Source organism: Ruegeria sp. C9, from assembly GCF_056537585.1.
In genome coordinates, this window is the sequence record NZ_JBQFRU010000007.1 from 71,414 (window position 1) to 87,125 (window position 15,712).

At 58.3% G+C, this 15,712-nt stretch carries 18 protein-coding genes; 10 read left to right on the plus strand and 8 right to left on the minus strand.

All coding sequences use genetic code 11. The features are described 5' to 3' along the window. Positions 1–10: 10 nt before the first annotated feature. The 10 genes from ACR0NE_RS18020 to ACR0NE_RS18065 all read left to right on the plus strand — a co-directional run bounded on the left by ACR0NE_RS18020 (position 11) and on the right by ACR0NE_RS18065 (position 9,166). A complete protein-coding gene (locus ACR0NE_RS18020; protein WP_170510438.1) occupies positions 11–565 on the plus strand; it encodes a DUF3305 domain-containing protein in 555 nt (184 codons plus the stop codon). Beyond that, a complete protein-coding gene (locus ACR0NE_RS18025; protein WP_170595896.1) occupies positions 562–1,143 on the plus strand; it encodes a DUF3306 domain-containing protein in 582 nt (193 codons plus the stop codon). The genes ACR0NE_RS18020 and ACR0NE_RS18025 overlap by 4 nt, the downstream gene beginning before the upstream one ends. Before the next feature lie 4 nt (positions 1,144–1,147). Further along, positions 1,148–1,759, plus strand: a complete 612-nt coding sequence (locus tag ACR0NE_RS18030; RefSeq protein WP_170393360.1) for a molecular chaperone TorD family protein — start codon at positions 1,148–1,150, stop codon at positions 1,757–1,759. 56 nt (positions 1,760–1,815) lie between these two features. Further along, positions 1,816–2,004 (plus strand): ubiquinol-cytochrome c reductase iron-sulfur subunit N-terminal domain-containing protein, encoded by a 189-nt coding sequence (locus ACR0NE_RS18035; protein ID WP_170393361.1) that lies wholly within the window; start codon positions 1,816–1,818, stop codon positions 2,002–2,004. A gap of 105 nt (positions 2,005–2,109) precedes the next feature. Next, the gene (locus tag ACR0NE_RS18040; protein ID WP_170393362.1) at positions 2,110–5,004 is read left to right on the plus strand and encodes a formate dehydrogenase subunit alpha; all 2,895 of its coding nucleotides are present in this window, start codon (positions 2,110–2,112) and stop codon (positions 5,002–5,004) included. A gap of 11 nt (positions 5,005–5,015) precedes the next feature. Continuing rightward, complete coding sequence (fdh3B, locus tag ACR0NE_RS18045; RefSeq protein WP_037307340.1) at positions 5,016–5,609, plus strand: formate dehydrogenase FDH3 subunit beta; 594 nt, start codon at positions 5,016–5,018, stop codon at positions 5,607–5,609. A gap of 73 nt (positions 5,610–5,682) precedes the next feature. After that, complete coding sequence (locus tag ACR0NE_RS18050) at positions 5,683–6,891, plus strand: formate dehydrogenase subunit gamma (protein WP_170510449.1); 1,209 nt, start codon at positions 5,683–5,685, stop codon at positions 6,889–6,891. Continuing rightward, positions 6,892–8,154 (plus strand): c-type cytochrome, encoded by a 1,263-nt coding sequence (locus tag ACR0NE_RS18055; RefSeq protein WP_170595898.1) that lies wholly within the window; start codon positions 6,892–6,894, stop codon positions 8,152–8,154. A gap of 13 nt (positions 8,155–8,167) precedes the next feature. Continuing rightward, positions 8,168–8,293, plus strand: coding sequence for a hypothetical protein (locus tag ACR0NE_RS18060; RefSeq protein WP_255612119.1), 126 nt, complete (start codon positions 8,168–8,170; stop codon positions 8,291–8,293). Beyond that, positions 8,294–9,166 (plus strand): helix-turn-helix transcriptional regulator, encoded by an 873-nt coding sequence (locus tag ACR0NE_RS18065; RefSeq protein ID WP_170595900.1) that lies wholly within the window; start codon positions 8,294–8,296, stop codon positions 9,164–9,166. It abuts the gene before it with no gap. 39 nt (positions 9,167–9,205) lie between these two features. Here the strand turns inward: ACR0NE_RS18065 and ACR0NE_RS18070 are convergent, their stop codons facing one another. The 8 genes from ACR0NE_RS18070 to ACR0NE_RS18105 all read right to left on the minus strand — a co-directional run bounded on the left by ACR0NE_RS18070 (position 9,206) and on the right by ACR0NE_RS18105 (position 15,679). Continuing rightward, positions 9,206–10,021 carry an extracellular solute-binding protein gene (locus tag ACR0NE_RS18070; protein ID WP_170595902.1) on the minus strand — a complete coding sequence of 272 codons (816 nt, stop codon included), beginning with the start codon at positions 10,019–10,021 and terminating at the stop codon, positions 9,206–9,208. Positions 10,022–10,043: 22 nt separating this feature from the next. After that, positions 10,044–10,778: an ATP-binding cassette domain-containing protein gene (locus ACR0NE_RS18075; protein ID WP_170595904.1), complete on the minus strand. Its 735-nt coding sequence runs from the start codon at positions 10,776–10,778 to the stop codon at positions 10,044–10,046. Beyond that, positions 10,771–11,484, minus strand: coding sequence for an ABC transporter permease (locus ACR0NE_RS18080; RefSeq protein WP_170421167.1), 714 nt, complete (start codon positions 11,482–11,484; stop codon positions 10,771–10,773). The genes ACR0NE_RS18075 and ACR0NE_RS18080 overlap by 8 nt, the downstream gene beginning before the upstream one ends. A gap of 161 nt (positions 11,485–11,645) precedes the next feature. Beyond that, positions 11,646–12,635, minus strand: coding sequence for an ABC transporter substrate-binding protein (locus tag ACR0NE_RS18085; RefSeq protein ID WP_170393369.1), 990 nt, complete (start codon positions 12,633–12,635; stop codon positions 11,646–11,648). 59 nt (positions 12,636–12,694) lie between these two features. Continuing rightward, on the minus strand, positions 12,695–13,540 hold the full coding sequence (locus tag ACR0NE_RS18090; protein WP_170393370.1) for an ABC transporter permease: 846 nt from the start codon (positions 13,538–13,540) through the stop codon (positions 12,695–12,697). Continuing rightward, positions 13,537–14,454 carry an ABC transporter permease gene (locus tag ACR0NE_RS18095; protein WP_170405143.1) on the minus strand — a complete coding sequence of 306 codons (918 nt, stop codon included), beginning with the start codon at positions 14,452–14,454 and terminating at the stop codon, positions 13,537–13,539. Before ACR0NE_RS18095 ends, ACR0NE_RS18090 begins: the two co-directional genes overlap by 4 nt. Then, a complete protein-coding gene (locus ACR0NE_RS18100) occupies positions 14,451–14,882 on the minus strand; it encodes a GNAT family N-acetyltransferase (RefSeq protein WP_170393374.1) in 432 nt (143 codons plus the stop codon). The genes ACR0NE_RS18095 and ACR0NE_RS18100 overlap by 4 nt, the downstream gene beginning before the upstream one ends. After that, positions 14,882–15,679 (minus strand): ABC transporter ATP-binding protein, encoded by a 798-nt coding sequence (locus tag ACR0NE_RS18105; RefSeq protein WP_170595905.1) that lies wholly within the window; start codon positions 15,677–15,679, stop codon positions 14,882–14,884. The genes ACR0NE_RS18100 and ACR0NE_RS18105 overlap by 1 nt, the downstream gene beginning before the upstream one ends. Positions 15,680–15,712 lie beyond the last annotated feature (33 nt).

A 15,712-nucleotide genomic window follows, 5' to 3' on the forward strand; every position in this document is an offset into this window, starting at 1 on the left:
GGAGGAGCCAGTGGCCAAGGCCGCAAGCCGGACTGAAATGACAATTGGCGTCGTCGTGCGCAGAACACCCGGGGTGACACGCTGGGCGCGTTGGAACTGGCGCGCGGTCGCTGTTTTGCCAGGTGCAGGGCCTGCCGACTGGCAAGAGTTGCGACGTGAAGGTGAGGCCATCGAATACCATGCAGCCACCCTGCCCCTCACCCTCTGGGCCGATGAAACCGAAGCCTACATGGTCAACCTGTCGGACGGTCAACCTTCGCTGTACCTGGTTTTGCGGGATGAGCTGAAAGGCGAAACACCCCTGAATGCCGTATTGATCACCGCCTCACCGTTCGAGGGGCAGGATTATGCGGATACCGGCGAAGAGATCGTTGAGAAGATTCCGATGACCGAAGGGTTGATTGCATGGCTCCGCGATTTCACCTTGCAGCATCATCAGGACGAGGTGTTCATAAAACGTAAACGGGATAAGAAACGCACCGATCTGGTGGAAGACGGCAAGGGCGATGCACGAATCCGGCAGGATTCAGATGTCTACCGGGCTCCGCGTCGGGTGCTGCAATGACCCAGACCCGCGATTTCTGGTTCCGCCGCAAGGCCGCCGTTCAGGCCGAGACCGAAGCAGAAGCTCTGGCCGCAGAGGAACAGATCATCACAACGCGGCAAGCTGAGCTGGAGGAAAAAAGCGACGCTGAAATTCTGGCCGAGTTTGATCTGCCCGATCCCGATACACTGGAAGCCGGCGATGATGTCTCGGGCTTCATGGCCAAAGCTGTACCTGACCGTCTGCGCCGCCGCGCCTTGCGGCGCCTATGGCGGTTGAATCCTGTTCTGGCCAATGTCGACGGGCTGGTCGATTACGGCGAGGATTATACCGATGCGGCCTGCGTGATTGAGAACATCCAGACCGCGTATCAGGTTGGCAAGGGTATGTTGGCGCATGTCGAAGCGCTCGCTGCCGAGGCAGAAGTGTCCGAAGCAGAAACAGAAGCTGACATGCCCGAGGCGATCGAGTCAGGTGAAGAACCGATCAACGCCGTCGAACCAGAACCGGAAGCCCCACAGATGGTTGAAATGGAAGAGCCAGCGGAAATCGAACTCACCCCTGCTCCACGCCGTATGAAATTCGAATTCGAAGGATAACTCTATGACCGCAGACAACGCGCAAACATTGGATATCTCAACTGAGGATCGTCTGCGTGCGGATTTCTATAATTTTCTTGGCCTGCTATTGGCCGGTCCACCCGATCAGTTGCTTTTGGATCAGATGGCCGGGCTAAGCGGTGATGACTCGGATCTAGGTCAGGCCATTCAGGCAATGGCACGGGTGGCCAAGGTGACCAAGCCTGCCGCCGCAGAGCGCGAATTCAACGCACTTTTCATCGGATTGGGCCGAGGCGAACTGCTGCCTTATGCCTCTTTCTACCTGACGGGATTTCTGAACGAAAAACCCCTGGCGCAGCTGCGCAATGACATGGCCGCGCGGGGCATCACCCGGGCGCAGAATGTATATGAACCCGAAGACAACATCGCCTCGCTAATGGAAATGATGGCGGGCATGATCGTCGGTCGGTTCGGCGCGCCCGCCACGCTGGAAGATCAAAAGGCGTTCTGGAGCAAACATATTGGGCCCTGGGCCGCGCATTTCTATTCGGATTTGGAAGGTGCCGAGAACTCGGTTCTCTACGCCTCGGTCGGCACGGCTGGTCGGGTGTTCATGGAGATCGAACGTGAAGCCTTTCGAATGACGGCGGCCTAGCCCGCCACTCGCCGGTGCCTTTAGGCACCAAACCGCAATTGGGACAGGAGGAGCCCATGAGCAAGACCAAGGAAGAAGGCGCAACCCGCCGCGACTTCCTGAAACTGGCCGGAACCGCAGCGCCCGCTGCTGTAGCCGCCGCCAGCCTGTCTGGGAAAGCCGAAGCAGCCGAACTGCCGACGGACGAAACCCGGATGCAGGACACCGCGCACACGCGCGCATACCTCGACAGCGCCCGGTTCTGACCCGGACGTAGTCATACCCGACTGACGGTTGCGATTGGCCCTGAAGTCGGTTTCGCGAAGTACCAAGCCAGCCATGGGTTACATGGCCAGCAAGGGAGGAAAGAAATGCTTAGGAAAAAGACCAACGGGGTTGCGAGACGCCCCCAGCGGACAAGTATCCTGTCCCAGGTCGGCGAGAAAACCGTCGATCGCCGCGCATTCTTGCGTGGCTCGGGCCTGACGATCGGCGGCCTTGCCGCGATCAGCGCCACGGGTGGAACCGTGACGCCAGCCAGCGCCCAGACAGCGGCAAACACCGCCGTTGAGAATATCAAATCCGTATGCACTCACTGCTCGGTTGGCTGCACGGTCGTTGCCGAGGTACAGAACGGAGTCTGGATCGGGCAAGAACCCGGCTGGGATAGCCCATTCAACCTGGGTGCACACTGCGCCAAAGGGGCCTCGGTCCGCGAGCACGCCCATGGCGAGCGCCGCCTGAAATATCCGATGAAAAAGGAAGGTGGCGAGTGGAAGCGCATCAGCTGGGAAGAGGCGATCAACGAGATCGGCGATGGCATGATGAGCATCCGCGAAGAATCCGGGCCGGACAGCGTGTACTGGCTGGGGTCTGCGAAGCACAATAACGAACAGGCCTATCTGTTCCGCAAGTTCGCCGCCTATTGGGGCACGAACAACGTGGACCATCAGGCCCGTATCTGCCACTCGACCACTGTCGCGGGTGTTGCGAATACATGGGGCTACGGCGCCATGACCAATTCGTACAACGACATGCACAACAGCCGGGCCATCTTCATCATCGGTGGTAACCCGGCCGAGGCGCACCCCGTCTCGCTGCTGCATATCCTGCGTGCGAAAGAGCAGAACAATGCGCCTTTAATCGTCTGCGACCCGCGCTTTACGCGCACCGCGGCCCATGCGGATGAATATGTCCGCTTCCGCCCCGGCACAGACGTTGCGCTGATCTGGGGTATCCTGTGGCACATCTTCGACAACGGCTGGGAGGACAAAGAGTTCATCCGCACCCGTGTCTGGGGCATGGACCAGATCCGCGAAGAGGTTGCCAAGTGGAACCCGGATGAGGTTGAACGTGTCACCGGCACGCCCGGCTCGCAGCTGCGCCGCGTCGCACGGACCATGGTGAACAACCGCCCCGGTACCGTTGTATGGTGCATGGGTGGTACGCAGCACACCAACGGCAACAACAACACTCGCGCCTACTGCGTGCTTCAGCTTGCGCTTGGCAACATGGGCACCTCGGGTGGTGGCACCAACATCTTCCGCGGCCATGACAACGTGCAAGGCGCGACGGACCTTGGTGTTCTGTCCCACACCCTGCCCGGCTACTATGGCTTATCCAAAGGCGCATGGGGTCACTGGGCACGAGTCTGGGGTGAAGAGCCCGAGTGGCTTGCAGGCCAGTTCGCCACGATCAAGGATAAGGAAGGTAAGGATAAACCGCTGCAGAATGAGCGCGGCATCCCGGTTTCCCGCTGGATCGACGGTGTTCTCGAAGACCCAGCTAACATGGATCAGGACAACAACGTCCGCGCCATGGTTCTGTGGGGCCACGCGCCCAACTCGCAGACCCGGATGACGGAAATGAAGACGGCGATGGAGAAGCTGGACATGCTGGTCGTGATCGACCCGTATCCCACCGTCTCGGCCGTGCTGCATGACCGCACCGATGGCGTCTATCTGCTGCCCGCCTGTACGCAGTTCGAAACCCGTGGCTCGGTCACGGCCTCGAACCGATCGCTGCAGTGGCGGGACCGCGTGGTCGAACCTCTGTTCGAAAGCCTGCCGGACGAGGTCATCATGGCCAAGTTCGCCAACAAGTTCGGCTGGGCGGATCGGTTCTTCCGCAATATCGAGATGGAAGATCCCGAAACCCCGAATGTTGAAAGCATCACGCGTGAGTTCAACAGCGGCCTTTGGACAATTGGCTATACCGGTCAGTCGCCGGAACGTCTGAAAAGCCATATGGCCAACCAGCACACGTTCGACAGAACCACGCTGCAAGCCATTGGTGGCCCCAACGACGGCGAGTATTACGGTCTGCCCTGGCCCTGCTGGGGAACGGCTGAGATGGGTCATACGGGGACACCAAACCTGTATGATATGTCCAAACCGGTGGCCGAAGGTGGCCTGACCTTCCGCGCCCGTTTCGGCGTGGAACGGGATGGTGACAACCTGCTGGCCGAAGGGGTCTATAGCGTTGGGTCGGAAATCCAGGATGGTTATCCGGAATTCACGATGCAGATGCTGATGGACCTTGGCTGGGACGGTGACCTGACGGCTGAGGAACGTGCGGCCATCGACGCCGTTGCGGGACCAGAGACCAACTGGAAAACCGACCTTAGCGGCGGTATCCAACGGGTCGCGATTGCCCATGGCTGTGCGCCCTTCGGGAACGCAAAGGCACGCGCGGTCGTATGGACCTTCCCGGATCCGATCCCACTGCACCGCGAGCCGCTCTATACAAACCGGCGCGATCTGGTGGAGGACTATCCAACCTACGATGACCGTCAGGCCTATCGTCTACCTACCCTTTATGCGTCGATCCAAAAGAACGACTTTTCAAAGGATTACCCGATAATCCTCACGTCTGGTCGTCTGGTCGAGTATGAGGGTGGCGGCGATGAGACGCGGTCGAACCCGTGGCTGGCTGAGCTCCAGCAGGACATGTTCGTCGAGATCAATCCGCGCGATGCCAACAACCTTGGTATTCGGGACGGATCACAGGTCTGGGTCGAAGGTCCTGAGGGCGGCAAGGTCAAGGTGATGGCGATGCTGACTAACAGAGTCGGCGCCGGTGTCGCCTTCATGCCCTTCCACTTTGGCGGCCATTTCCAGGGCGAAGACCAGCGGCACAAGTATCCTGCCGGTGCAGACCCCTATGTGCTGGGTGAAAGTACCAACACCGCCCAGACCTATGGCTATGATTCAGTGACCCAGATGCAAGAGACCAAAGCGACTCTCTGCAAAATCTGGTCAGCGTAAGGAGGACGATAATGGCTAGAGCAAAGTTTCTCTGCGACGCTGAACGCTGCATCGAGTGTAATGCCTGCGTAACCGCGTGTAAGAACGAGCACGAGGTGCCGTGGGGCATCAACCGCCGCAGGGTGGTGACGATCAATGACGGCAATCCGGGTGAACGCTCGATCTCGGTGGCCTGTATGCATTGTTCGGATGCGCCCTGCATGGCGGTGTGCCCGGTCGACTGCTTCTATCAGAACGAAGAAGGGGTCGTCCTGCACTCCAAGGACCTGTGCATTGGCTGTGGCTATTGCTTCTATGCGTGCCCCTTCGGCGCGCCGCAATACCCGCAGGCGGGCAACTTCGGATCGCGAGGCAAGATGGACAAATGTACCTTCTGTGCTGGCGGCCCCGAGGAAACGCACTCGACCGCAGAGTTCGCCAAATACGGACGCAACCGGATCGCAGAGGGCAAATTGCCCATCTGCGCCGAGATGTGTTCTACCAAGGCCCTGCTCGCCGGCGATGGCGACGTGGTCTCGGCTATTTACCGTGAGCGTGTCGTCGCGCGCGGATTTGGTTCGGGCGCTTGGGGTTGGGGCACGGCCTACGATCAGAAAGACGGCTGACCCCGTCTACTAAAGCAAAACGGATGACCCGCAGATGTGGGTCATCCTGCATTGGATTTTTATTGAGGTTCCGATGTTGCGCTTATTCATCGCTTTCCTGCTTTCGCTAACGCTGACCCAAGTTGCGGGCGCTCAAACCAGTGAGGGGGCCGCCCCTGCGGATTCGACCGACCGGTCTACAACCGGCGGCGCGACCACGCTTGAGGACATTCTGGCCCGCCAGCGTGGCGAGAAGGTCGACAACAGCTACAGGTCTGAAAACACCGGTCAGGGCAATGTTGAAGGCCTGCTGGGACAGTTCGGCACCCGCGGTGTTGCCTCTGACAGTGACGTCTACCGCGCGCTGCGTTACGGATCTGCGGACGTCACCGTTTCATCCCAGGGACCTGCGGACAGCGTGCTGATTCAAGACGGCGGCATGTGGTGGTTGAACTTCCGAACTGGCCCGTTGCGTGAATATGGAACCTACATTCTGGGCGGAATGCTTGCGATCATTGTGCTTTTCTTTCTGATCCGAGGAAAAATCCGCATCGACGGAGAAAAAACCGGCCGCACGGTCCTTCGTTTCAATAGTTTCGAACGTTTCGGTCACTGGCTCTTTGCCGGGTCGTTCCTTGTGCTCGGCATCACAGGCCTACTGACCCTTTATGGCCGCGATTTCTTGATCCCGGTCTTTGGCAAAGAAGGGTTCGCCACTATCGCGCAAGGGTGCAAGTGGCTTCACAACAACCTCGCATGGGCCTTCATGTTGGGTCTGATAATCATCACCATAAACTGGATTGCCCATAACATCCCCAACAAGACCGACCTGAAATGGTTGGCCGCCGGAGGGGGCTTGTTCACCAAAGACAGCCATCCACCAGCCAAGAAATTCAATGCGGGTCAAAAGATAATCTTCTGGGCTTGCATTCTACTGGGTGTCTCTATCAGCCTGTCAGGCCTGTCGCTGCTATTCCCGTTCGAGCTGCCGATGTTCGCCAAAACCTTCTCAATCGCCAACTCGACAGGTATTCCGCAGGCGTTGGGTCTGAACCTGCCAGTGCAGATGTCACCGCAGGAAGAGATGCAATATGCCCAAGTCTGGCATGTCATGGTCGCCTACGTGTTCATCGCCATCATCATCGCCCATATCTACCTTGGCTCGGTTGGCATGGAGGGTGCGTTTGACGCCATGGGCACCGGTGAAGTCGAAGAACAATGGGCACGCGAGCACCACTCGCTGTGGCTGGAAGAGGTGCAAGAAAAAGAGGCGGGCAAGGCAGCGGCCTCACCTGCAGAATAGATGCGCTGGCTCGCTCTTGCGCTTGTTTTGACCCCCCTGCCCGCCTGGTCCGAGTTTTTCACGCTCAAAGGCCATGGCGGGCCGATCATGGGGATCGCTTCGGCGCCGGATGGGCGTATCGCAACGGCCAGTTTCGACAATTCGGTCGGTCTCTGGACCGGACAGACACCGGAATGGCTGGAGGGGCACGAAGCGGCAGTGAACTCGGTCGTTTTCAATGGCACTGCAATCTATTCTGCCGGGGATGACTTCACCCTCCGCCGCTGGCCCGGCGGGGATGTAGTCGGGCAGCACAAAGGCAAGATTATCGGCATTGCAGCGTCGAAAACTCATATCGCGACGGCCAGCTGGGATGGCACCATCGGCCTGTGGCCGGTGGACGGGTCCGAGCCGACCCTGCTTGGGCCAATCGGCAGCGGGGTGAATGCAGTTGTTTTTACGCCGGACGGAAAGCAGCTTTATTCGGCAGGTGTCGACGGAGCGTTGCGTATCTGGGATGTCGCCAGCGCTCAGGAAACAAATCGCCTGATTGAGCATGGTTTTGGCATCAATGAATTGGTCCTGAACGCACATGACAACTGGATCGGCTACGGTACCGTCGATGGAGTGACACGCATCCTGAGCCTCACCACCGAAGAAGAACATGACTTTACGTTGGATCGGCGCCCGATCCTCGCCATGGCATTGAGCCCCGATCGCAAGCTGTTGGCTGTCGGCGATGGTGAAGGCTTTATAATGGTCATCGACACTTTCGAATGGCGCATTGCACAAGATTTCCGTGCCACCCTGCGCGGTCCGGTTTGGGCGCTCGCTTTTTCTGCAGATGGTCAAAATCTTCACGCAGGCGGCATTGATGAGGCAATGTACAGCTGGCCCGTTTCAGCGCTGGGCGATAGCGAACAGATGGCCGCTGCCGAACCCAGCTTTCTGAAAGACCCAAGCGAGATGGGCAACGGAGAACGGCAATTTGCACGCAAGTGTTCGATCTGTCACAGCCTGACGCCGGATGGAGGTCGACGTGCGGGCCCTACCTTGCACGACATCTTTGGGCGGAAGGCGGGCACATTGCCCGATTATTTGTACTCGGATACGCTGCAAGACTCTGATATTATTTGGAATGAAGAGACAATAAATGCTCTTTTCGACGAAGGCCCGGACCACTACATTCCGGGGTCAAAGATGCCAATGCAGCGGATCACGCAAGCACAGGACCGGTTAGATCTGGTCGCGTTCCTGCGCAGCGCCACCGCACCGCAGGATTGAGCCGGAGGAGAACATGAAAGCCTTTCTGACCGCCGTCGCCGCGATGGTCGTGATCACTGTCGCCGCTCCTTACACGCTGGATCAATTCGGTTTCAGCGCCGCCGACAAGACGTCCGGTTCGGCTGTACGCCTCGACTGAATGCCGCAATACCTGACCACCCGCGAATTGGCGGATCTGCTGCGCATTGGTGAGCGGAAGGCCTATGATCTGGCATCCTCGGGCGAAATCCCGTGTGTACGCGCCATGGGCAAGCTGTTGTTCCCAAAAGCCGAGATCATAGCGTGGCTCAACGCCTCACGCTCTGGCCCCGATGTCGTCGAACCACCCCTGCCGCCGATCGTGGCAGGTAGCCACGATCCCCTGCTGGACTGGGCTTTGCGGGAAAGCGGCTCTGGGCTTGCGACTTATTATGATGGGTCTTTCGACGGGCTGAATCGTCTTGCGGAGCGCAGCGCACAGGCGGCGGCTTTGCATATCCACGAACCAGAAAGCTTCAACACTCAGACCCTGCGCGACACGATGGGCGAAGCACCTGTGATCCTCTATCAGATTGCCAACCGGCAGCGCGGCCTGTTGCTGGCACCCGGCACCTCGGACATCTCGGGGTTTCAGGATCTGAAAGGCAGACGGATCATTCTGCGGCAAGACAGCGCCGCCAGCCAGCGTCTGTTCGATGCACTGCTCGGCGCCCACGGTCTGGGTCGTGATGATCTGAACACCCTGCCTGTTTGCGCCCGCACAGAAGAAGAGCTGGCCACCGCCCTGCGTGACGGCAAGGCAGAGGTTGGTTTTGGCCTCGGTGCACTGGCGCGCCCGTACGGGCTAAGTTTCGTGCCCACCCATTCCGAGCGTCTGGACCTTGCAATCTGGCGCCGCGCCTTCTTCGAGGTCCCCATGCAGACGCTGACCCAGTTTTTGAAATCCGAGCGTTTTATCGAACGCGCTGATGAACTAGGCGGCTATGATCTCGCAAATCTGGGTCGGATCCACCACAACGGCGCCAGTGGCTGATCCGTCGTCCATTCCTTGTTGCGCCAACCCAAGGCGAACTTACTGTGCGTTTGGAAAAAACAACTGCTCACCATCCAGCGTGTAAGACGCAATCGCCGCCTGCCCATCAGGACCGGTCAGCCAGTCGATGAACCTCTGCCCGGCAGCGGCGCGGACGCCTGTGTGCTTTTCAGGGTTCACAAGGATTACACCATATTGGTTAAACAGGCGCGGATCGCCCTCGACCAAGACCTCCAGATTGCCCCGGTTTCCGAAAGACAACCAAGTCGCCCGGTCGGTCAGAGCATACGCGTCCATGCCGCTGGCCACGTTCAGCGTTGCCCCCATCCCCGATCCGGTCTCGCGATACCAAGTCCCCGAGGCCTCCGTCGGGTCAACGCCGTTCGCCTCCCAATAGCGCATCTCGGCTTTGTGAGTGCCGCTATCATCACCGCGCGAGGCAAACGGCAGTTTCGCTTCGGCCAAAGCGGTCAAAGCGGTTACAATGTCGTTGCCCCCGGCAATTCCGGCCGGATCAGATTTTGGGCCAACCAATACAAAATCATTGTACATGACATCGAACCGTTCGACACCCCAACCGTCCGCTACAAACTGCTCTTCAGCGGGCTTGGAGTGAACCAGAAGAACATCGCCATCGCCGTTGATTGCGTTCCGGATCGCCTGACCGGTCCCGACGGCCACAACCCGTACATCGATACCTGTTTCAGCCTCAAACCCTGGCAGAATATAGTCCAGCAGACCCGAGTTCTGCGTCGAGGTCGTGGATTGCACGACGATAAAGGGTTCTTCCGCCAAACCTGCGCCTGTGGTCAGTCCAAGCGCAACAATTGAAGCCCGAACAAAATCAGGGATCATTCGAAGTCTCCATCTCTGTTAATCAGGTTACCAGACCGCCAGCCAGATACCGGCGCGACTCGTTGCTTTTTGGGGTTTCCAGCACCTGCTGTGCCCCCCCATGTTCAACCACATGCCCTGCCTGCATCATCACGATGTCAGATGCCAGGCGCCGCGCCTGCCCGATGTCATGCGTCACCATCACGATGCGCACACCCCGGGCCGAGGCACGCAGGACCATCCGCTCGATCATCTGCATGGCGCTTGGATCCAATGCGCTGGTGGGTTCGTCCAGGAACAAGGTCTTGGGGTCTAAGGCCAACGCGCGCAGGATCGCCAACCTTTGCGCCTCGCCACCAGACAGCGAACGCGCGGACTGACGTGCCTTGCCATCCAGTCCACCTTCGGCCAGCAAAGCTTCGATACGTTGCTTGCGCAGGGCACGGGGCATCGATTTCCGCTTTAGCACAAAGTCCAGATTGGCCGCGACCGAGCGGCGCAGCAGCACGGGGCTTTGAAACACCATCGCCTGCCGCGCTTTGTGGGCTGCATTCAACACAACACCGTCCTGACAGACACGCCCGCTGTCGGGTTGAATCAGACCATGCAGACAACGCAGCAACAGACTTTTGCCAGCGCCGTTTGGGCCCAAGATCATGGTCGGACCCGGGCCATCCAAACACAAATGCGGGACATCGAGCAGCACCTTGCCTTCGCGTGCAATGTGCAACCCTTGGACCTCCAACATACCCGGCGCCTCGGTCACGACATCACGCATGGCGCAGCCCTTCCCGCTCGGCCCGCAGGGTCAACGCGCTGACCATCGCGTTTACCGCCACGGCCAAACCGATCAGGATCACACCCAAGGCCAGCGCCAGCGCCAAATTCCCCTTCGAAGTCTCAAGCGCAATCGTGGTCGTCATCACACGCGTCACGTGATTGATATTGCCGCCGACGATGATCACCGCCCCAACCTCGGCGATTGCCCGGCCAAACCCGGCCAGTAATGCGGTGACCAGTGCCAGACGCGCGTCCCACAACAGCACCGGGATCGAAGCCAACCGCGATACGCCGAGCGAGCGGAGCTGTTCAGAATACTCCTCGGCCAGCATCTCGACTACCTGCCGGGTAAGTGCGGCCATGATCGGCGTCACCAGCACCACCTGCGCTATGATCATTGCGGTGGGGGTGTAGAGAAGTTCCAGCACCCCCAGAGGACCGGATCGGGACAACATCAGGTAGACCAGCAAACCGACGACGACTGGTGGGAACCCCATCAGAGCGTTCACAAGGATAATCAACGCCCGCCGTCCCGGAAACCGCGCGACGGCCAAAGCTGCCCCAATAGGCATCCCGATGACCGCCGAAATCAGAACAGCAAAGATCGAAACACGCAGCGACAACAACACAATTGCCCACAGCTCTGCATCCCCTTCGAGGATCAGCGAGAGCGCCTGAGTGAATTCTGATGCAAATCCCTGCATATTCTACCATTCATGCCGTATGCTGTGACAAAATGCTATGAATTACAGAGAAATACTAAAGGTTCTGGCCAGCAAGTACAGGCACAAATTCGACATTCAAAACTAAGAACGCGGCCCTGACGGGGCCGCGTTTGATTGGCACGTCTTTTGCTGTAGCTGGTTCAGTTCAGCGCAGCGTCGGTGATCTGATGTGTCCATGCCCCTTCAGGCTTTTTGGTGATAACCGGATCAGATCCGCCCGCCAGCAGGGTATCAACCGTGCGGTCGAAATCGGCTGGGTCCAGCGCCCCGTTCGACCCTGCGGTCAGCTTGGCAATCTCGCCCATCATGCGCTTTTGATGCTCTTCGGTCTGGGCGCCGGTCGCATCGTTTTCGAGAACGATCTCGGCGGCTTCATCCGGGTTCTCTTCGGCGTATTTCCAACCCTTCATCGAGGCACGGACAAACCGTTCCATCTTGTCGGTGAAGGCCGCATCGCTCAAATTTTCTTCAAGCACATATAGACCATCCTCAAGCGTGGCGACGCCCTGATCTTCGTATTTGAAGGTTACCAGTTCTTCAGGCGTGACACCGGCATCAATGACCTGCCAATACTCATTGTAGGTCATGGTGCTGATGCAATCGGCCTGACGCTGCAGCAGCGGGTCGACGTTAAAGCCTTGTTTCAGCACTTCGACACCGCTGTCGCTTTTGCCATCGGTACCGATTCCCAGCTGACTCATCCAGCTCATGAACGGGAATTCGTTGCCGAAGAACCAGACTCCCAGCGTGCGATTTTTGAGATCTTCAGGCGAGGCAATCCCCGCATCTTTCCAGCAGGTCAGCATCATGCCCGAGCTCTTGAAAGGCTGCGCGATGTTCACCAGAGGCAGACCCTTTTCGCGCGCGGCAAGTGCAGCCGGCATCCATTCCACCGTAACGTCTGCTCCACCACCTGCGATCACCTGTGTGGGCGCAATATCAGGACCACCGGGCAGAATGGTGACGTCCAGCCCCTCTTCTTCGTAGAACCCTTTGTCTTTTGCCACATAATAGCCCGCAAACTGCGCTTGCGTGACCCACTTCAATTGTAGTGTCACCTCATCCGCAGCAAGTGTCGCACTGGCTGCCAGGCTAAAGGCCGCAACCGCCCCACTGAGTAGCTTCTTCATCTTCATATCTCCTAGTTGCTTATGTTTGCCCCGTTTATGGGGTCTGTTGAGTTATTCCTTTATCCTCGCTGCGACGGATGCCAGAAGGTCACCGCCTTTTCGATCATCGCCACTACGCCATAGAAGGCCGTCCCCGCCAGCGCGGCCACTACAATCTCGGCCCACACCATATCCAGCGACAATTGCCCGACGCTGGTCGATATCCGAAAGCCCATGCCCAATGTGGGGGAGCCAAAGAACTCAGCCACGATAGCGCCGATCAGCGCCAGCGTGGTAGAAATCTTGAGCCCGTTGAAAATAAACGGCATCGCGGCGGGGAGGCGAAGTTTCAGGAAGCTCTGCCAATAGGTGGCGGCATAGGTCTCCATCAGATCGCGCTGCATCGTTGTGGCTTCGCGCAGCCCTGCCACCGTGTTCACCAGCATCGGGAAGAACACCATCACTACGACGACCGCCGCCTTGGAATGCCAGTCGAACCCGAACCACATCACTAAAATGGGTGCGGTGCCCACGATAGGCAGCGCTGCAACAAAGTTGCCGACGGGAAGAAGCCCGAGGCGCAGGAAATCCCATCTATCCACGGCAATTGCCATGAGAAAGGCCGAACCGCAGCCGATGATGTAGCCGCTGAGTGCTCCCTTGATGATCGTTTGAACAAAGTCAGCCCAAAGTGTTGGCAAACTGTCCCAGAAACGGTCCCAGATGACTGATGGCGCGGGCAGAATGACCAAGGGCACTTCTAGTCCACGCACCACCAGTTCCCAGATGCCAATCACGGTCAGACCGAAGATCAGGGGCGCAAGAAACCGCACCATCCGTGTGTCAGAATAGGGTCCGCTGGCCAGACGGCTGTTCAACCACCAACCCAATAACCAGACAGCGATTGCACCAACAATAGGTATCATTGTGCCATCCCCATTCGTTTCAGGACGGTCCGCTCGATCAGCCCCAGCAACCCGACGAGACAGGCGGCGAGAATGGCCGCAGCAAACAGCGCCGACCAGATCTGTACCGTCTGGCCATAGTAGCTACCGGCCAGCAGCCGTGCACCCAACCCGGCAACAGCCCCGGTCGGCAGTTCTCCAACAATGGCCCCGACCAGCGAAGCAGCGACGCCAATTTTCAGCGATGTAAACAGATAGGGCATCGAGGCCGGCAGCCGCAGTTTCCAAAACCCCTGCGAACGGCTGGCATTGTAGGTTCGCAGCAAATCCAACTGCATAGCATCCGGGCTGCGCAGCCCTTTTACCATGCCTACGACGACGGGGAAGAAACTCAGATACGCCGAAATGATCGCCTTAGGAATGATCCCCTGAACCCCAACAGAATACAGAACAACGATAATCATCGGAGCCAGCGCAATGATAGGAATGGTCTGGCTGACGATCGCCCAGGGCATCACCGACAGATCCATCACCCGACTGTGCACGATCCCCACCGCCAGCAGGATGCCCAACCCGGTTCCGATAGCAAAACCCAGCATCGTAGCGCTCAGCGTGACCCAGCCATGATAAATCAGAGAGCGTTTCGAGGTGATTTTTTTCTCAATCGTGGTTTCCCACAACTCAATCCCAACTTGATGGGGTGCAGGCAGGCGGGGGCGGTCCTGCTCCCATGTGGCTGGGATTGCAAACGCGTTGTTCAAAGCCAGACCGATCTCCCCCATGTCCCGGCGATCCTTGGCTGAAGGTGGTTGGACTTCAGCACCCGCGCGCTCCTGTTCGGTCAGAACCCCTTTGATATTCATAGGAATACAGGCCGCGTACCAGACAACGACAATGGCGGCGATCACGGTGAGGACTGCAATGATCTGCTTCATGCGTGCCACTCCATCCGAATGACAGGCACCGTGTCAGGTGGCACCGGAGGCTCTCTTCCCGTCTCAACAAAGCCCTCGCGCCGATAAAACCGTTGCGCGTCGACATTTGGCACATGTGTGGTCAGCCAAAGATGGTCGCGCCCCTCCTTCGCCTTATCCAGCAATTGCTTGCCAATGCCCTGCCCAGTGCGCAAACAATACAGCGCACCAACCTTATGTTCGACCGGATCGACAGACATATAGCAATCAATCGGATCACCTGCGATCCAGATGTCCCTGTTCGGAAACGCCTCAAGGATCAGATCCGCCAGCTTTTCTTCTGGCAATTCCTCGGGTATCCAATCGGTCTGCGCGGCCCAGGTCGCGATGATGCGCGCGCAATCCCCCACATCTTCGCGGGATGCCCGTCTGATGCCTTTATCCGCCATCACACATCATCCCCATGACCCGCTCGCAATCCTTCTCGCACGCGGTGGGCGACTTCGATAAACTCGGGCGTGTCACGGATATCCAGAGGCCGCTCTTTCGGCAGAGGGCTATCGATCACATCCGTGATCCGGCCAGGCCGAGGGCTCATTACCACGATCTTGGTGCTGAGATACACCGCTTCGGGGATCGAATGTGTTACGAAACCGATGGTCTTCTCGGTGCGCGCCCATAATGCCAGAAGCTGTTCGTTCAGATGGTCGCGCACAATCTCATCCAGCGCACCGAACGGTTCGTCCATCAGCAGAATATCCGCATCAAATGCCAAGGCCCGCGCAATACTGGCCCGCTGTTGCATCCCGCCCGAGAGCTGCCAGGGGAACTTACTGCCAAATCCATCAAGATCAACAAGTTCCAGAACCTTTCTAACGCGTTCCTCCTGCTCGGAGGAGGAATAGCCCATGATCTCAAGCGGCAGCTTGATGTTCTTTGCAATGGTCCGCCACGGGTAGAGCCCGGCCGCCTGAAACACATACCCATAAGCGCGCTTTCGCCGTGCTTCGTCAGGCGTCATGCCATTCACGGTCAGGGTCCCGCCGGTCGGTGTTTCCAGCGCTGCGATACAGCGCAGGAACGTCGTCTTGCCGCAGCCCGAGGGGCCGATAAAACTAACGAACTCCCCCTTGCCAATTGACAAGTTCACATCTTTCAGCGCATGAATAGGCCCATCATTCGTCTGAAATGTAAGATCCAGCTGCCTTGCCTCAATAACGGGCTGAGTAGTATTTTCTGTATTCATTCCATTGCCTTGAAGAAGCTCAGACCCGGATCG

Coding starts and splice junctions, on each gene's coding strand:
- ACR0NE_RS18025 (WP_170595896.1), top strand. CDS start 562: ATGACCCAGACCCGCGATTTCTGGTTCCGCCGCAAGGCCGCCGTTCAG.
- ACR0NE_RS18030 (WP_170393360.1), top strand. CDS start 1,148: ATGACCGCAGACAACGCGCAAACATTGGATATCTCAACTGAGGATCGT.
- ACR0NE_RS18035 (WP_170393361.1), top strand. CDS start 1,816: ATGAGCAAGACCAAGGAAGAAGGCGCAACCCGCCGCGACTTCCTGAAA.
- ACR0NE_RS18040 (WP_170393362.1), top strand. CDS start 2,110: ATGCTTAGGAAAAAGACCAACGGGGTTGCGAGACGCCCCCAGCGGACA.
- fdh3B (WP_037307340.1), top strand. CDS start 5,016: ATGGCTAGAGCAAAGTTTCTCTGCGACGCTGAACGCTGCATCGAGTGT.
- ACR0NE_RS18050 (WP_170510449.1), top strand. CDS start 5,683: ATGTTGCGCTTATTCATCGCTTTCCTGCTTTCGCTAACGCTGACCCAA.
- ACR0NE_RS18055 (WP_170595898.1), top strand. CDS start 6,892: ATGCGCTGGCTCGCTCTTGCGCTTGTTTTGACCCCCCTGCCCGCCTGG.
- ACR0NE_RS18060 (WP_255612119.1), top strand. CDS start 8,168: ATGAAAGCCTTTCTGACCGCCGTCGCCGCGATGGTCGTGATCACTGTC.
- ACR0NE_RS18065 (WP_170595900.1), top strand. CDS start 8,294: ATGCCGCAATACCTGACCACCCGCGAATTGGCGGATCTGCTGCGCATT.
- ACR0NE_RS18070 (WP_170595902.1), bottom strand. CDS start 10,021: ATGATCCCTGATTTTGTTCGGGCTTCAATTGTTGCGCTTGGACTGACC.
- ACR0NE_RS18075 (WP_170595904.1), bottom strand. CDS start 10,778: ATGCGTGATGTCGTGACCGAGGCGCCGGGTATGTTGGAGGTCCAAGGG.
- ACR0NE_RS18080 (WP_170421167.1), bottom strand. CDS start 11,484: ATGCAGGGATTTGCATCAGAATTCACTCAGGCGCTCTCGCTGATCCTC.
- ACR0NE_RS18085 (WP_170393369.1), bottom strand. CDS start 12,635: ATGAAGAAGCTACTCAGTGGGGCGGTTGCGGCCTTTAGCCTGGCAGCC.
- ACR0NE_RS18090 (WP_170393370.1), bottom strand. CDS start 13,540: ATGATACCTATTGTTGGTGCAATCGCTGTCTGGTTATTGGGTTGGTGG.
- ACR0NE_RS18095 (WP_170405143.1), bottom strand. CDS start 14,454: ATGAAGCAGATCATTGCAGTCCTCACCGTGATCGCCGCCATTGTCGTT.
- ACR0NE_RS18100 (WP_170393374.1), bottom strand. CDS start 14,882: ATGGCGGATAAAGGCATCAGACGGGCATCCCGCGAAGATGTGGGGGAT.
- ACR0NE_RS18105 (WP_170595905.1), bottom strand. CDS start 15,679: ATGAATACAGAAAATACTACTCAGCCCGTTATTGAGGCAAGGCAGCTG.